The 16,298-nt window shown below is 45.7% G+C and carries 10 protein-coding genes; 4 read left to right on the top strand and 6 right to left on the bottom strand.

Annotated elements, in window-relative coordinates; all coding sequences use genetic code 11:
- Positions 1-118: 118 nt before the first annotated feature.
- The gene (locus tag DW121_RS08675) at positions 119-1,303 is read right to left on the bottom strand and encodes an aminopeptidase C (RefSeq protein ID WP_118323568.1); all 1,185 of its coding nucleotides are present in this window, start codon (positions 1,301-1,303) and stop codon (positions 119-121) included.
- A gap of 95 nt (positions 1,304-1,398) precedes the next feature.
- Here DW121_RS08675 and DW121_RS08670 point away from each other — a divergent pair, with 95 nt between their 5' ends.
- A complete protein-coding gene (locus tag DW121_RS08670; protein WP_117711284.1) occupies positions 1,399-2,259 on the top strand; it encodes a patatin family protein in 861 nt (286 codons plus the stop codon).
- Positions 2,260-2,336: 77 nt separating this feature from the next.
- Here the strand turns inward: DW121_RS08670 and DW121_RS08665 are convergent, their stop codons facing one another.
- The 5 genes from DW121_RS08665 to DW121_RS08645 are packed head-to-tail and all read right to left on the bottom strand — an operon-like array spanning position 2,337 to position 11,855.
- The gene (locus DW121_RS08665) at positions 2,337-3,968 is read right to left on the bottom strand and encodes a fimbrillin family protein (RefSeq protein ID WP_118323536.1); all 1,632 of its coding nucleotides are present in this window, start codon (positions 3,966-3,968) and stop codon (positions 2,337-2,339) included.
- 26 nt (positions 3,969-3,994) lie between these two features.
- Positions 3,995-5,593 (bottom strand): glycoside hydrolase family 32 protein, encoded by a 1,599-nt coding sequence (locus DW121_RS08660; RefSeq protein ID WP_118323535.1) that lies wholly within the window; start codon positions 5,591-5,593, stop codon positions 3,995-3,997.
- A 10-nt stretch (positions 5,594-5,603) separates the two neighbouring features.
- Entirely contained in the window at positions 5,604-6,992 is a 1,389-nt protein-coding gene (locus DW121_RS08655; RefSeq protein WP_117711287.1) for a DUF4960 domain-containing protein, read from the bottom strand.
- A 26-nt stretch (positions 6,993-7,018) separates the two neighbouring features.
- Entirely contained in the window at positions 7,019-8,752 is a 1,734-nt protein-coding gene (locus DW121_RS08650) for a RagB/SusD family nutrient uptake outer membrane protein (protein WP_117711458.1), read from the bottom strand.
- 22 nt (positions 8,753-8,774) lie between these two features.
- Entirely contained in the window at positions 8,775-11,855 is a 3,081-nt protein-coding gene (locus DW121_RS08645) for a SusC/RagA family TonB-linked outer membrane protein (protein WP_118323534.1), read from the bottom strand.
- A 325-nt stretch (positions 11,856-12,180) separates the two neighbouring features.
- On the opposite strand from DW121_RS08645, the gene DW121_RS08640 reads away from it, so the two are divergent.
- The 3 genes from DW121_RS08640 to DW121_RS08630 all read left to right on the top strand — a co-directional run bounded on the left by DW121_RS08640 (position 12,181) and on the right by DW121_RS08630 (position 16,282).
- On the top strand, positions 12,181-14,037 hold the full coding sequence (locus DW121_RS08640; RefSeq protein WP_118323533.1) for a DUF4980 domain-containing protein: 1,857 nt from the start codon (positions 12,181-12,183) through the stop codon (positions 14,035-14,037).
- A 13-nt stretch (positions 14,038-14,050) separates the two neighbouring features.
- Positions 14,051-15,214 (top strand): MFS transporter, encoded by a 1,164-nt coding sequence (locus DW121_RS08635; protein WP_117711290.1) that lies wholly within the window; start codon positions 14,051-14,053, stop codon positions 15,212-15,214.
- Between the two features lie 183 nt (positions 15,215-15,397).
- Entirely contained in the window at positions 15,398-16,282 is an 885-nt protein-coding gene (locus DW121_RS08630; protein ID WP_118323567.1) for a carbohydrate kinase family protein, read from the top strand.
- Positions 16,283-16,298: the final 16 nt, after the last annotated feature.

Below are 16,298 nucleotides of genomic sequence, written 5' to 3'. Positions count from 1 at the left end.
CGTCACTCTTATAATATTGTCGTCACTCTCTGTATTCCCCATGAATAGAGGGATACGGAGATTTAGTAACGAGTGACGACAATTAATTCATTTTTCTTATATGAGTTTCGGGTTATTGTTACTTAATACCCAGTTTCTTGGCAATATCTTTGGGAAGTGCGTCCTTATGAACGAGGATATTCATGGTTTTGTAAGCGACAAAAGCCTTGGAAGCATACCAAATGCCTTTATACTTGCCGCTTAATCCCCAAGAGTTCTTTACCATGAAATATTCTTTTCCGTTCTGGTCTTTGGCAATACCGTAGATAACCATTCCGTGGTCGTCGGTTGTCTCCCAGTTGTCGAAAGCTGTCTGACGCATTTCCTGAGTCACGTTTACTTCCGGCAGTGGTTTGCTGGTCAGCTCTTTACGTTTGTCGGCAGCGGTAAGACCTGTCCAACGTGCCATGTCCGAACCAGTCAGTTCAGCGCCACGGGCTGCATCCGGCATAACGGCGATACCGTCGCGGGTGAAACCTTGTTCGCTGACGTCGCTACCCCATGCAAAGGTGTAACCGTTCTTAACAGCATTGTCCATAACGGCCATCAGTTCCTCTATCGGCAGATTCCAAGAAAGTCCGTTGCGCCAGTTGTCTTGAATCTCAATGGCGAACTGGGTGTAGAACGGGTGGTGTGTATACGAAGTCAATGATACATAATCATCCGGGTTGATACCGAGTGATTCGCCGAAAGTCTTCGGAGTATATTCCTTTCCCTTATAAGTGAACTTTTCGGGGCATTGGCCGAGGTAAGTGTCGTAGATAGCGCTCAAACCTTTCTTCCATACGGGAGACAGTTTGCTGAGTTTGCCTTTGGCAATGGCATCTGTGTAGGCGCCCGCTACGGCATCCAGCTCATTGTGTACAGGCAGTGTATCACCGTACATGATGCCCGGCATGGCTTCTTGCGGAACAAGACCGTAGTTCTTCAGGCAGAACATGATGTCATAGAAACTACCGCCCGGCGAGAAAGAACTGTCACCGTGATAGCGCACGTAGTTCTGTGCACGGTCTACCATTGTGTGGTGTACGACGAACATTTCGGAGAGGTCGTATTCTCCTTTACCCATACGCAGTAACTCGCTCTCCAAGAAACCGAGGCTTGAGAAGCTCCAGCATGTACTGGAACGGTTCTGGTTCTTAACGGAGGTAATAGGGTTTTCTTTTACGGTAGTAAAGACGAATCCCTCTTCTTTCGGGGCGTCTTGTGCCATGATATTCAGGCTGAACAGTCCTAAAGCGGCAATTAATATAGGCTTTTTCATCATGATTAAATTGTTATTAATTTATAGTTGTAGCTGCAAATATAGGTAGAATATCGTAAACAAAAGCTATCTTTGGCGCGTTAATTCTGACACTTATGGATAAATTAGTGCGTATAGACAATCAAAGTGGACTGGTTCTTGAGGGCGGCGGTATGCGTGGCGTCTTTACTTGTGGTGTGTTGGATAACTTTATGGATAGGGGAATTCGCTTTCCTTATACGATTGGCGTCAGTGCAGGTGCGTGCAACGGACTGTCGTATATGTCGGGGCAGCGGGGACGTGCCAAGTACAGTAATATAGACCTGCTGGAGAAGTATAATTATATCGGACTGAAATATCTGTTGAAGAAACGCAATATCATGGATTTCGACCTTTTGTTCCGGGAGTTTCCCGAACATATCCTGCCATACGATTATGATGCTTATTTCCGCAGTCCGGAGCGTTTTGTCATGGTAACTACTAACTGCCTGACGGGAGAAGCCGATTATTTTGAAGAAAAACAGAATAAGGAGCGTGTCATCGACATAGTCCGTGCTTCGAGTAGCTTGCCCTTTGTCTGTCCCATTACCTATGTGGATAATATTCCGATGCTGGACGGCGGTATTGTGGACAGCATTCCTTTGATGCGTGCCCGCCAAGACGGATATACCCGCAATGTTGTAGTACTGACACGTAACAGGGGTTACCGTAAGGAGCTTCAAGGAACTAAAGTTCCTCCGTTTATCTATAAGAAATATCCTCTTTTAAGGGAAGCCATCAATCGGCGCAGCCGTGTTTACAACGAACAGCTGGAATTGGTGGAACAACTGGAAGATGCAGGGGAAATCACCGTTATACGTCCGCAAAAGCCAATAGTGGTGGACCGAATCGAAAGGGATGTGAAGAAGCTGACGGACCTTTATGAAGAGGGATATGCGTGTGCGGCAGAGGTGAAGTTGGAAGTAAATAATGCATAGAACCCTGATGAGAGATAAATAACTCCCTACCAAAGGATTATCGTAATGCTTCTGATAGGGAGTATGATATGATAATATTATTGCTGTTGAGTAACTTGGTTAATCAAATAATTGATAGCATTTGTTGTAAATGTATACAGAGCATTGATATTAGAGTTATCCGGTGTAGAGCCATACCACTCGAATGACGGATCGCCAATGATGATAGCACATCCATGACCGGTTGTCTTGAATATTTCAGCAATAGTAATAGAGTTCTCTTTTCCACCGTCACGTGCTAATCTTTGAGCTCCGGCTGTCTTTTCCCAGTTTTCTAAATCATCAGCGGTATAATTCTCGCCCCATCCTCTCATTTTTCTGATGCAAGGGTATTCTCTTTGGTGAATGAGGATATAATCTGCAGGTAAATTATCAAATAGTTTATGGTTGGTTTGGGTAATTGTAAATCCTTGTGTCCCTTCCCAGTCAATGGGTTTTCTTTCGTCTGTACTATTTCCAAAATTCCAGTTTGTCTTGTTAGAATCTGAGATAATTCCCCATCCAATAAGACTATACATTGCGTCACGTGAAGCTAATACAGAACCACCGGAGATATAATAATTCGCAATAGCGGTATTGACTTCACTTGTGATACTACTGTTGTCTTTATCGAAATGCGCCCATATCATTTTATATTGTTCTAAATTTATAGTGGCATCATTCCCATTAATGGAGAAATAGGTTACTTTATACTGGCTGTTACTTACCAACCAGTCGTAAGCCGCTTTACCTTCTCCTTCGAGCATCTCTGCCGTTTCTGCATCACCGATGAAAGCAATGGGGGCTATGGAGCCGTCTTTCCAATCCTCAATTATATTGCCGTTAATTGTTATATGGGCATTGATTTTTCCATCTTCAACCGTTGCGGTTATGGTGTATTTGTATCCGGCGTCAAACTTCCCGATATTTCCTAAGTTGAGGGTTGTTTTCAGGTCGTCATTTCCATCACCCACTTTCAAGGTTATGCTGAGGGCATTTTGCGGGTAGATAAGTCCGGTGTAGGAAAAATCTTGGCTGTTCATCTCTCCGATAGTCCAGTCTTCCGCACTTATATTTGTATTCGGGGCGGCTATGCCGGTCTGCGTGTCAAAACCGCCGTCATGCTTTAATCCGCTTATCACAACTGACTTTCCGTTTGTGGCATCACCGACACCGGATGTAATCTTTACGTTGATTTGCGCCATTTTATGTTGGAATGTAAAGTTTACTTTCGGTTCTGCCGAGTAGGGCTTGTTTTCTATGGTTGCCCATAAAAAATCAACTTTATCCTGAGTTTGGGCTGTGTTTCTTTTGATTTTGCCTTCGGACATTTCATTGTCTTTTGCATAAGGATAGTATGCCTTAAAGGACATGGCATTCTCGGATTTATAGCAAATGGAGTTTATTCCGTTTGCAGTATTGAAAGTAGCGGACGGACCGCTTTCTGCCACCTCATATTTTACATTTGTATAGTTGGCATCGGCCCCGTCCGTTGCAGAGATACCAATAAAATCTCCGGTTTCCCATTCGTTTCCTATTACGCGGGTAGTGATGCCGGCAGAGAAATCAATAGCTACCGGACTTTCTAATGTGCCTTTCTCTCCGTTTCTGAAAATCTGCTCTTCCTCTTCATTTGTGCATGCTGCAAAACTCATAGCTAATGCAGCGATTGCTAAAAAATATGTTTTCATGGTTATTATGGTATTAGTAGGTCGTTTTATTTCTGATAACTGAGTTTTAAATTGCTGACTTCAATATTGCTCTCCGGATAGGAATTGATAGACCAGCAATTCTTTTGTATTCCGTAAATACGGTTAGTGTATGCCACATTGTCATTGATGTAGACTACACAAATGGAATTGTCTGTACAGATGGTAACATTGTACACATTGTCGGAGGGAGTGGTGAACAGATAGCTGTCGATACCGGCTATGAAACCTTTGCCCTCTTCACCTTCCTCTTCAAAGTTTATCTTGCGTTTCTTTCCGTTATCTTCCGGGTTGATAATAACGGTATAATACTTTTTGGAGTCTGTGCCGCGTACGAAAGAGATACCGAATTTGCCTTGATTCCCATCAGCTTTTACGGTAAAGGAGATTTTATTGTGTACATTCAGGCGGTTGAAAAGTATATGGGCTTCGTTAGCCAGCGTATAGCTGCCATTGTTTTGGGTTACGTTTCCATCCTGTTCCATTACTTTAGTGTCCGCTTCGGCTGTGTACTTCTCACTGATGCTTTCTGCCAAACCCAAAGAGAGTGTACCGTCTTGGTGTTGAATTACTTTGTGTGCCACCAAGTTCCCCGCCCATTCGGGCTCACTGTCTGCGCCTACCTCAGTATTGTCGTTGCCGGCACGAGTAGGGCACCAGCCCCAGATATAACGGTTGGTGCCGTCGGATGCTGTTTTTCCTGCATAGAAAGCGCGGGAGTCCAATACGCCTTCTTTTTCATCGGGGAAGGTGAGCGGATTGGTTGTCTGCTTTAGGACCTCCAATGTCTTTGCTTTGAAATACTGTACTTTGCGTGAGTAAGTGGACATATCGGAATAAACCAAATACCACCAATCGCCCATCTTGAATATATCGGGACATTCGTAAAAGCGATCCCAGTGCATTTGCATGAACACGCCGGCGTGTTCCCAGTTTTTCATGTCGGTAGAAGTATATTCTGCCAATACGCCCTGGTTGGACTTCTTGGTGGATACAAGCATATGGAATTTACCGTCTTCTCCTTCAAAGACAAACGGGTCGCGGAAATCATTCTTGCTATAACCGTCAGCATCGCCTTTCAAATAGAAAGTATGGCTCTTGGTCCAAGTCTTGAAGTCGGGAGAAGTTGCCAGCATTACTACCTGACCGTTGTCGGAAGAAGTCGGTTGATATTTGTTGCCTGTATAGAATGTGTAATACAGTTTGTCGGACGGATTGTATATGGTGCTTCCCGTACCGATTGCAGCATCTTGTTCGTTGATGCCGCCGCATGGAATCAGTTCTCCCAAAGATGTATAAGACGCTGCATCTTTAGTACTTACTCCCCAGATGGGGTGGTAAGTACCGGCTTGGTTGGGGCGGAAGTCTTGCAGATAGAGTATCTTAAAGTCTTTCTCAACCGGATCATAAAAAGGCATCGGATCGCCTACATAACCAACATAGGGTTTATAGTAAGTACCGAATGTGTTTTCATCGGTTGAGGCAAAATAGGTCGCTGTTCCGTCCCAGTCCTTTTGGGTCAAGACAGGATTGTTGTCATCGCTGCAACTACAGAAAGAAGTGAACAACATTGCAGTGAGAGTAAGTGATGTTATCATTGTCTTCATATATTAGTCTTTATTTATCGGTTAAATAATTAATTGCATTTTCCGTCAGCTTGGCTACGTTACCATGATATTGGTCGCCCGAAACATCCACTCCGTAAGCATACCAGTCATAGCATCCCGAACCGATACATACGATACCGCCTTTGGTTGCGTTTGCCGGATATTCCCATACAACGATGGCACCGTCACCGCCATATCCCAAGTCCACGCCGCCATGAAGGGTTCTCCATGTTTCATTGTCAGCATAACCGCCCCAGTCGGTACCTATGTGCCATTGAGCTGTACTGTTGGTAGTGCGGTAGCCTGCATCAAATGTGTACACTTTGTTGTCTTGACTGATACCTTGGTAAATAGGATGGTCTGTATGTCCTTGTATAAAGAAGTTCCAAGCACCTCCCGCTATTTCACCGCTTTCTTCCACTTGTCCCCAACAGTTATTCGGATTGTTTCCGTCTTTGGTCGCACCCAGTTTGGCTGCATAATAGGTGGCATAGCGGGTCAACAGGAGGTTCATGCCATTGTTGTAAAGTTCTTTCATCTGTACCAATGCATTGACGGCTGCCGGGGCGGCGTTATCGAATTTCTCCATATTGTCTATGCCGCCGTCTATATGAAGATGCCACCACATCAGTTTACATTTGCTTAAATCCACTCTGCCGGCCTGAACATCAGCGAAGGAAATGTATTGCGAATTGGGAATATTTCCCAGCATCCATGTTGCCGCGGCTTTTTCTTCTGCGTTCAAGTCATCCATTTGTGTGGCAAGTCCTACATATACGGCATCGGGAGCGTCGGAAAGTATAACTGTTACCGTATAGACGGCAGATGCCGTATTATAAGAGACAATGAAGTCTACAGGATTTGTAAAGTCTATGGCCTGACCGGATGCAGGAGTAACGGTAGCTCCTTCCGAAGTGGTGATAGCTGGAATTAGGGCGGTTACATCTGTCGTGCTCGGTACGCGTACGCTGATGTTATGATTTTCCTGATCGATGATTCCGGCATATGTGTCGTTCAGTTTGAATGACAGTATCTTGGCTTCATCATGCTTAATGACGACTGTGTAGTCGAGGTAGGTGTCTCCGTTGGTAACCTTAACCATTTGTGTACAGGAGAAGTTTAGTACATCACCCGCCTTGACCGAAGCATCGGCCCCTTCCGACACTTCGATGGCGGTAACGGTCATGGCATCGGTGTTATATGTTTCGGGAAGTGCCACCGTTATGGTTTTGTTGGTACGGTCTATCACTCCGGCATACCGGTCCAGCTCAAAGGTTGTAATCCAAGTATCTCCGTTCAGTTGAAGATTTGACAGGTTGTTGTCACTACATCCGGAGATTGCAGCCAGTAATGCTATGCTCCAAAGTAGCAAACTAATTCTTTTTATTTTTGATTTCATAGTGTTGCTTATATAAGATTAATTGATTACCAATTACCGCAGTTTTGTGTGTAGTTGCCATTGCTGGCGCTCATTTGTGCAAACGGTATCGGCAGATATTCATTCTTGTTTTTAGTAAACGAAGCACTGGAGTAGATAGCGCAGTTATCAGCTTCTCCTGCATAGTATTTGCTCAGGACTTCAGCGGCCTCTCCCCAGCGTACCAAGTCGAAGAAACGGTCACATTCCATGGCGAGTTCTACACGTCGTTCAAATTTCAGCATCTTCAAAGCTTCTGCCTGTGTGTAAGTACCGTTGTAGGGCTGTATGTTGATGTGTATTCCGTAGTCCATTTCATAGTTGCTAATCATGGCGGTACTTTGTTTGGCGCGGTTACGTATGCGGTTTATCAAGTCGATGGCTTCGTCAATGCGTCCGTCGTTCAGTTGTATCAGGGCTTCGGCGCGCATCAGCAATACATCAGCATAGCGCAGCACGATGTGATTCATGGGAGTACCCCACCAAGAACCTTTTATCAGATAATCTCCGTCGGGATCTACGTTTTGTTTGAGGGTTACATAATAACCGTACAATCCGTTGCTGCGGCTCCATGTGGAAGATTCGTCCATGATGTAGTTTGCATTGAACGCATAAGGCAGTCCCGGTATGCCGATGGTAAGGAACAGGCGCGGGTCGGCATAATCCGTATTCTTGTCGTAATCCTCATTGTTGAATGTGTCTAATAGAGGTAGGCCGTTGGCGTCTGTTTGGAAGGCGTTTACAAGATTCTGACTCGGCTTGTAAAAGTCGCAGCCGCCGTCGGTTACTCCGGGAATATTAGGAACAATCAGTCCGTTGGACCAGTTACAGTTGCCGTTGGTTGTTCCGTCGTTCATGGAATATTGCATGGCCCACAAAGATTCTACACCGTTTTCATATTGAGGTTCGGGACGGAAGTTATTGTGGAAATCCGATTCCAGATTATAACCGCCTGCTGCCATAATTGAGTTCTCTGTGTACTGCACTACTTTCTTCAAGTCGTCCGCATTGATTTCTGTCACTTCGTTGTTATCGGCATTGTCTTGGCGGTAAGCTTTGTACAAATATGTTTTGGCAAGATAGGCTGCCGCAGCCGCACGGGTGGGGCGTCCTTTGTCGGTTTGCGTGTCAGGCAGATTGTCGTAGGCAAACTGGAAATCATCTGCAATCAACTGCCAGCCTTCATCGTTGGTATACGTTGTGTTTGACAGGCTATTATACTCTTCGGGCGAGAGGCTCTCATCGTTGGCAAATACTATTTTCTTGTACAACTGCTTCAGTAAGAAATGTCCGTGTCCGCGCAAGAATTTCATTTCGGCAATGCGTTGCTGTTTTAGCGGATAGGTGGCTTCAGTTGTCTGGTTCAATAACTGCAATGCCGTGTTGGCACGTGAGATGCAATTGTACAGACGTTGCCACATATCACTGATGTTCCATGCGGTAGTCATGATTCCTTGCGAGATTTCCAGAGAATGAAATACGTCACCGTCTTCAGTTCCGTTTCCGCCTTTATAGGCATCATCCGAACGGACGTCATAGTTCCACATAGAGAAAGAGGAGTTGATATCTTCGGCAGTAATCCATACGGCATAAGCGGAGATAATCAGGTTGTCTACGTATGCGGGGTCTTTCAGTTGCTCGTCGTTCATGGTTCCTTGCGGAGTTTGTTGCTCCAGAAAGTCGGTGCAACCGCTGCATATCCATGCAAGCCCTAAGATAATTGTATATGCTATATTTTTCATTGTTTTCATTATTATGTTCTGATTAAAAGCTGACATTGACACCGAAAGTCAGGTTCAATGGAATGGGGTAACCGTAGTTGGCGTTTTCCGGATCTACTCCGGTAAACTTTTTGCTTTTGATTGTAAACAGATTTTGTGCACTCAGGTAGAAGCGCAGGCGTTCCATTTTCATTTTCTGTGCGAATGTTCTCGGTACGTTGTATCCCAGTTGTATGTTGCGTAATTTTAGGAATGAACCATTTTCAACAAAATAGGTGGATACCCGTTTCTCGTTATTATTGTCGCTACGTGACAGTGCAGGGATGTCAGAACCGGGATTGGTCGGTGACCATGCATCGAGAACACGTTTCCCTTTGTTCAGGAAGCCTATGTTGAGTCCGCTCCACAAATCGGTCTCTTTCTTCAGGTCGCTGATAACATCTACTCCTTGCACTCCTTGCCAGAACATGGTGAGGTCGAAATCTTTGTATTCAAGATAGATATTCAAACCGTAGCTGAAGGCGGGAGTGGGATCGTAAATCCATTGCTGGTCTTTTTCGTTGATGATTCCGTTGTGGTCTAAGTCGCGCCAACGGATTCGTCCCAAGCCGGCCCCTTCCTGGGTGGCGTGGTTATCGATTTCTTCCTGTGACTTGAAAATGCCGTCGGCTACGTAGCCTACCTGTGCGCCGTTGGGGTGACCTATCACACTTTCCACGCCGTTTCCGCCGAATGTGCCGTTGGCGGCAACGGTGGCGGGCAATGCGGTGATTTTATTGCGGTAGGAGGATATATTGGCACTTATATCATATTTTAGACCGAATCGGGTGGTGTTGCGGTAGCCGAGATTCAACTCGAATCCTTTATTTTCCATTTCTCCGGCATTAATCCATTGCTTGCTGCCTTCGCCCATAGCGGCGATGCCTGCCATTTCCAACAAGATGTCGGTGGTTTTCTTATAGTACCAGTCGAATGAACCGTACAGGCTTTGACTGAATAAAGAAAAATCAAGACCGATGTTAGTTTGTGTGGTGGTTTCCCATTTGATATCGTCGTTACCGATTTGGTTGCGTTTGAAACCGGATTGCAGGATGCTTCCGCCGTTGGTTCCGGCAATGTCATAGGAAGTTCCGTAGCTTTGTCCGCCGGATTCCGTTACTCCATAGTTAGGAACGTAGATTGTATAGCGTGATGTATTCGAGATTTCCTGATTACCGGTTTGGCCCCATGATGCGCGGATTTTCAAGTCGTCCAGCCAGTCAATGCCTTTCATAAAGTTCTCTTGGCTGATACGCCAGCCGGCAGAAACGGAGGGGAAAGTGGCATAACGGTTATTCTTGCCGAAACGGGATGAACCGTCGCGGCGGACCGTGAGTGAGAGCAGATACTTCTCATCGTACGTATAGTTCAGCTTGCCGAAAAAGGAAACCAGTGAATACCCTTCGCCTGCACCGTAAGCTTGTGCAGTACCTGCCCCGGCATCCGGCCACATAAAGTCGGGGGTAAGAATAGAGAAGTCCTCTTTGTAACCGGAGAAGTGGACATCGTCTTCACGGTTCAACTCGATACCCGCCATAACGTCACCGCGGTGTTTGTTTATTTCCAAGTTATAGGTGGCAATAGCATTCCACATCCATTTGGTCCAGTGTTCTTGTTTGGCCTCCACCGCATTTTTGTCGTTGGCTACGTTACCTTCGGTGACGGGATAAGTAAACACCCGTTGTTGCTTTTGAGAGTAATCGATACCGAAAGTAGAGCGCAGATTGAGGCCTTTCACCGGATTCAGATTGACGTAGGCGTCTCCGAACATACGCCAGTAAGTATAGCGGTTGTCGGCATTGCGCTCCAAACGTGCCACCGGGTTTTCACGGTCGGGATAACCGCCTACCGGACCGGCAAATTTGCCGTCAATGGTATATACGGGCAGTGACGGGTTGAATTGGAGCACATTTTGCAGGAAACTGCCCGGAGCTTGTACTTCGGACGTACGGTTAACGGTGAAGTGCTGCCCTACGGTCAGGAACTTGCCGATAAGGTTATAGTCGGAGTTCATGCGGGCGGAGATACGTTCGAAGTCGGAGGTCTTGATAATACCCAGATTCTTGTAATATCCCAAAGAGAAGAAAGACGAACCTTTCTCGGAACCGTTGCTTACAGATACATTGTACTGTTGGATAACACCTGTGCGGGTGGTTTCGTCGAACCAGTCCGTATCGGCTGCCGGGGTTGTATTGGCAGAATCCAGATACTTGGACATACTTATACCGTTCAGTTGCGGGTATCCGTTGGCATCGTAACCCCAGTTGTATTTATAGCCGAGACCGTTTGTGTTGGGATCTTGTCCTTCGTTAACATAGGCTTGCCACATGGCGCGACCGTACTCCTCGGCATTCAGTACTTCCATTTTATTGGTGTACATGGAGGCGGCGACAGAAGCATCGAAGTTGATTTTCAACTGTCCTTCTTTTCCTTTCTTGGTAGTGACGATAATAACTCCGTTGGCTGCACGCGAACCGTAAATGGAAGCGGAGGCGGCATCTTTCAATACTTGGATGGATTCGATGTCATTTCCGTTCAGTTCATGCATACCGCCTTTGGTTGGTACACCGTCGATGATGTAAAGCGGGTCATTGTTGTTCAGTGTTCCGATACCGCGGATACGAATAGTTGTGCTGCCGCTCGGATTACCGTCGGCTGTAATGTTCATGCCCGGCACGCGGCCCTGCAAGGCTTTCATCGGATTGTTTTCGTTCTGTTTGGCTATCTCGTCCATACTTACTACGGAAATAGAGCCGGTGAGGTCGGCTTTGCGTTGTGTGGTATAGCCCGTAACTACCACTTCTTGCAGCATTTCGGAGTCTTCTTCCAACAGAATTTCTAAAGTGTTTTTGGCTTTTAGGGTTTGTGACTTAAAACCGATATAAGATACTGTAATTTCTGCACCGGACATAACACTCAATGAAAAGTTTCCGTTGAAGTCGGTTATCGTACCGTTGGTCTTGTTGCCTTCTTCAACGATTGAGGCGCCGATGATAGGCTCTCCGTCGGTTGCATACTTTACTGTTCCTTTTATTTGGATGTTTTGTGCATAGACAAAACCGCATAATCCGAGAAGGAACATCATAATGCTAAGTTTTCTCATACATTATAAATTTATTGTTAACAGTTAGATTCTAAATTCTCAAAACAGCTTTCCCGATCATGTTTTGATATCGCAAAGTAAATGGTTTGTATTGAAACGAGCTATAAAAAATGATACGGATGCTGCAAATTTTGTTTCATGACATAGGATTGAAACGGCTCAGGAGGTAGCCCCGTATCAATTTTAGCAGCATTTGTAACATTTGTGTTAGCCCCTTTCGCATTTATTCCGTTTCTTTGCAATGTGCTTTCCCGAGCATTGAGCGAGTTTATAAAGTAAACATTAAATTTAATACCTGATTTTGAAAATGAAGCATTATTCTCATAGAACACTTCTTCCTTTTTGGGGAAAGATTATTGCAACTTTTCTTATTATAATAATGAATATCGGTATTTGTGCGGCGCAGTCTGCCGGACTGAAAATCCATTATCTGGGTGCAAATCACAGTTTGGTACAGGTGCAGGAAGCGCAAAAGTACCTTTTATTGCCGGTGGAAGAAGCTGCCCCGGAAGCTACCGTCAATGTATTGGTGAATAATAAGACAGATCAAAGTTTCCTGGTTCGTCTGGCTGTCAACCGTATCGACTATCTTGTTCCGTTTGCTTTGGAACAGTATAAAGGCAAGACGGTAACTTTCGACATTCATACCGGCAACAGCCGTGCCAATGTACGTGATGCCATGGCGGATGCCTGTTGGAAAGAACTGAGACTTTCCGATACGTTTGATGATGCCAACCGTGAGGTATTTCGTCCTCTGTACCACCATTCTCCCCTTTATGGCTGGATGAACGATCCTAACGGGATGTTCTACAAGGACGGCGAATATCACCTCTACTACCAATGGAACCCATACGGATCCATGTGGGGTAATATGAACTGGGGACATTCATCCAGCAAGGACTTGATAAGCTGGCAGCACCATCCGGTAGCTATACAGCCCAACGGCTTAGGTACTGTGTTTAGCGGTAGCAGCGTGGTTGATAAGGATAATACGGCAGGTTTCGGAAAGGGTGCTGTGATTGCCATTTATACTTCGGCGGGAGCCAGCCAGATGCAGAGTCTTGCATATAGTCTGGACAACGGAATGACTTTCCATGTCTATGAAAACAATCCTATCATTGCCGCCGATAAGGAATGCCGCGATCCGAATATGTTCTGGCACGAAAAGAGTGGCAAATGGATTCTTATTCTGGCAGCTGCGCTGGAAAAGGAAATGTGGATATATTCCTCTCCCGATTTGAAGAACTGGACGAAGGAGAGCAGCTTCGGTCATGGATATGGTGCACAGGATGGCGTATGGGAGTGTCCGGACCTCATGGAGTTACCCGTTCGCGGGACAGACCGTACAAAATGGGTACTGATTTGCAATATCAATCCCGGTGGACCTTTCGGCGGCAGTGCGGCACAGTATTTTGTCGGAGACTTTGACGGGAAAAACTTTACTTGTGACACCAAACCCGAAGTAACCAAGTGGATGGATTACGGTAAAGACCATTATGCCGCTGTATCTTGGAGCAATACGCCCGAAAAACGGCACACCATGATTGCATGGATGAGTAACTGGCAATATGCCAACAATGTGCCTACCAAACAGTTCCGCAGCGCCAATACATTGCCGCGTGACGTTGAATTGTACGAAGGCAGTGACGGCGAACTTTATTTGGCGGTAACTCCTGCACCGGAAGTAGCTGCGTTGCGTGCAGGAAAAGCGTTGAAATACGGGGCTTTCTCTGCCGGAACAAAGAAAATTTCCCGGAAGCTGCCTGCCGAGAACAGCGGTATCTGCGAAATTAATTTTGAACTGATTCCCCGTTCGGCAAGTAAAGTATATATTACCTTGTCCAATGATAAAAATGAACAGACTGTAATGACTTATGACTTGGATAACTCTACATTCAGCATGGATCGCACTGCAAGCGGACTTACGGACTTCAACAAGGACTTTCCTGCAGTGACCATAGCTCCTTGTCCGGCAGAAGCCAAGCAGCGTCTGCGTCTATTTATAGACCGTTGCAGTGTTGAGGCATTCGAGGGCAACGGACGTTTTGCGATGACCAACCTTGTGTTTCCGCAGAATCCTTATACAACCATTTCCTTTGTTGTAGATAAGGGACGTTGCAAAGTGAATGACTTGACTGTAAATCCTTTAAAAGTTAATAACTAAAATTCGCTATCTTATGAATAACAATAATAATTCGCTTGCAAAGTTGCTCCCCATCATGCTTTGCTTCTTTGCCATGGGGTTTGTCGATTTGGTGGGCATTGCTTCCAACTATGTAAAGGCAGATTTAAACCTGACGGATTCCCAGGCAAATATCTTCCCCTCGCTTGTGTTCTTCTGGTTTCTTATCTTCTCCGTACCTACGGGTATGCTGATGAACCGCATCGGGCGCAAAAGAACAGTGCTTCTTAGTTTGGCTGTGACTTTCGCATCGTTGTTGCTGCCGGTTTTCGGAGACGGATATGCGTTGATGCTGATTTCATTTTCGCTGTTAGGCATCGGTAACGCGCTGATGCAGACTTCGCTTAATCCTTTGCTTTCTAACGTTGTCAGTGGAGAGCGGCTGGCAAGTTCTTTGACTTTCGGACAGTTCGTAAAAGCAATCGCCTCTTTTCTTGCTCCATATATTGCCATGTGGGGGGCTACGCAGGCTATACCTTCGTTGGGTATGGGCTGGAGAGTACTGTTCCCTGTTTATATGGTGATAGCCGTTATCGCTATTCTGTGGCTGGGTACTACATCCATTAGTGAAGAAAAGGAAGAAGGACGTCCTTCTACTTTCGGTGAATGCCTTGCTTTGCTGGGGAAACCGTTTATATTGCTTTGTTTCTTGGGTATCATGTGCCATGTGGGTATTGATGTGGGCACAAATACTACTGCACCTAAGATTTTAATGGAGCGTATGGGCATGTCGCTTGCCGATGCAGGGTTTGCCACAAGCCTTTATTTTATCTTCCGTACGGCAGGTTGCTTCCTCGGAGCCTTTATTTTGCAGAAAATGGCTGCACGAACTTTCTTTGGAATCAGCGTGTTGTGTATGTTGGCGGCAATGGCAGGACTGTTTGTTTTTCATGACATGGTACTGATATACGTATGTATCGCTCTGATAGGTTTCGGAAATTCCAATATCTTCCCGATTATCTTCTCACAGGCATTGTTGGCAATGCCGCAGAAGAAGAACGAAGTCAGCGGGCTGATGATTATGGGGTTGTTCGGCGGTACGATATTTCCGCTTGCAATGGGGGTGGCAAGTGATGCCATCGGTCAAAGCGGTGCAGTGGCGGTGATGACGGTAGGTGCTCTATACTTATTTTTCTATATGGTGAGAATGAAACGCTGACTCTTTTGTGAGCGGCTCTGCAAGGTGTTGTGAGAGGGGAGTACCTCAGTCGTATACAGAGGTACCCTAAGTATACGACTGAGATACCCTAAGTATAGGACTGAGCATGGCTCGATATACGGCTTTGCTTTTCCGCCCTTTGCAATGAAGAGAATAATATGTAAAACTGTAAAATTAAATATCATGAATCAGATTGTAGTAGGAATGGGTGAGGCGCTTTGGGACTGCCTGCCCGAAGGAAAGAAAATCGGCGGCGCTCCGGCAAACTTTGCCTATCATGTATCGCAATTCGGCTTTGACAGCCGTGTAGTCAGTGCGGTAGGTGCTGATGCCGACGGTGATGAAATACTGGAAGTTTTTGCACGGAAAGGTTTGCGTACGCAAATAGAACGTGTGCCTTATCCTACGGGTACGGTGCAGGTGACGCTCGATGCGGTGGGTGTACCTTGCTATGAGATAAAAGAAGGTGTTGCATGGGATAATATACCTTTTACGGATGAACTGAAACGTCTGGCCCTGAATACACGTGCCGTATGCTTCGGCTCTTTGGCACAACGTAATGAGGTCAGCCGTATAACGATAAACCGTTTTCTTGATACCATGCCGGACGGTGCGGAACAATTGAAGATATTCGATATCAACCTGCGTCAGGGGTTTTATACAAAAGAGATACTTTGTGATTCCATGCGACGTTGCAATGTCTTAAAAATCAATGATGAGGAATTAGTGACAATCAGTCGTATATTCGGTTATCCGGGTATTGACTTGCAGGACAAGTGTTGGATTCTTCTTGCCAAGTACAATTTGAAAATGCTTATTCTGACTTGCGGTACGAACGGCAGCTATGTGTTTACTCCGGGAGTTGTATCTTTTCAGGAAACTCCGAGAGTACCCGTTGCCGATACAGTAGGTGCCGGCGATTCGTTTACGGCTGCCTTTACATCGGCTATTCTCAGCGGCAAACCGGTACAAGAGGCCCATAAACTGGCAGTAGAGGTGTCAGCTTATGTATGCACGCAGAGCGGAGCAATGCCGGAATTGCCGCAGATATTGAAAGACAGAATCTGATTTTTTTCTTATCTTT

The sequence above is a fragment of the Bacteroides sp. AM10-21B genome (assembly GCF_003472565.1).
Lineage (GTDB): Bacteria > Bacteroidota > Bacteroidia > Bacteroidales > Bacteroidaceae > Bacteroides > Bacteroides propionicigenes.
The sequence above is the reverse complement of the archived record's forward strand: the minus strand, read 5'-3'. Positions and strand labels throughout refer to the sequence as shown.

What these genes read in the sequence shown, in the direction of transcription:
- DW121_RS08675 (WP_118323568.1), bottom strand. Translation starts at nt 1,303, where the DNA reads ATGAAAAAGCCTATATTAATTGCCGCTTTAGGACTGTTCAGCCTGAAT.
- DW121_RS08670 (WP_117711284.1), top strand. Translation starts at nt 1,399, where the DNA reads ATGGATAAATTAGTGCGTATAGACAATCAAAGTGGACTGGTTCTTGAG.
- DW121_RS08665 (WP_118323536.1), bottom strand. Translation starts at nt 3,968, where the DNA reads ATGAAAACATATTTTTTAGCAATCGCTGCATTAGCTATGAGTTTTGCA.
- DW121_RS08660 (WP_118323535.1), bottom strand. Translation starts at nt 5,593, where the DNA reads ATGAAGACAATGATAACATCACTTACTCTCACTGCAATGTTGTTCACT.
- DW121_RS08655 (WP_117711287.1), bottom strand. Translation starts at nt 6,992, where the DNA reads ATGAAATCAAAAATAAAAAGAATTAGTTTGCTACTTTGGAGCATAGCA.
- DW121_RS08650 (WP_117711458.1), bottom strand. Translation starts at nt 8,752, where the DNA reads ATGAAAAATATAGCATATACAATTATCTTAGGGCTTGCATGGATATGC.
- DW121_RS08645 (WP_118323534.1), bottom strand. Translation starts at nt 11,855, where the DNA reads ATGATGTTCCTTCTCGGATTATGCGGTTTTGTCTATGCACAAAACATC.
- DW121_RS08640 (WP_118323533.1), top strand. Translation starts at nt 12,181, where the DNA reads ATGAAGCATTATTCTCATAGAACACTTCTTCCTTTTTGGGGAAAGATT.
- DW121_RS08635 (WP_117711290.1), top strand. Translation starts at nt 14,051, where the DNA reads ATGAATAACAATAATAATTCGCTTGCAAAGTTGCTCCCCATCATGCTT.
- DW121_RS08630 (WP_118323567.1), top strand. Translation starts at nt 15,398, where the DNA reads ATGAATCAGATTGTAGTAGGAATGGGTGAGGCGCTTTGGGACTGCCTG.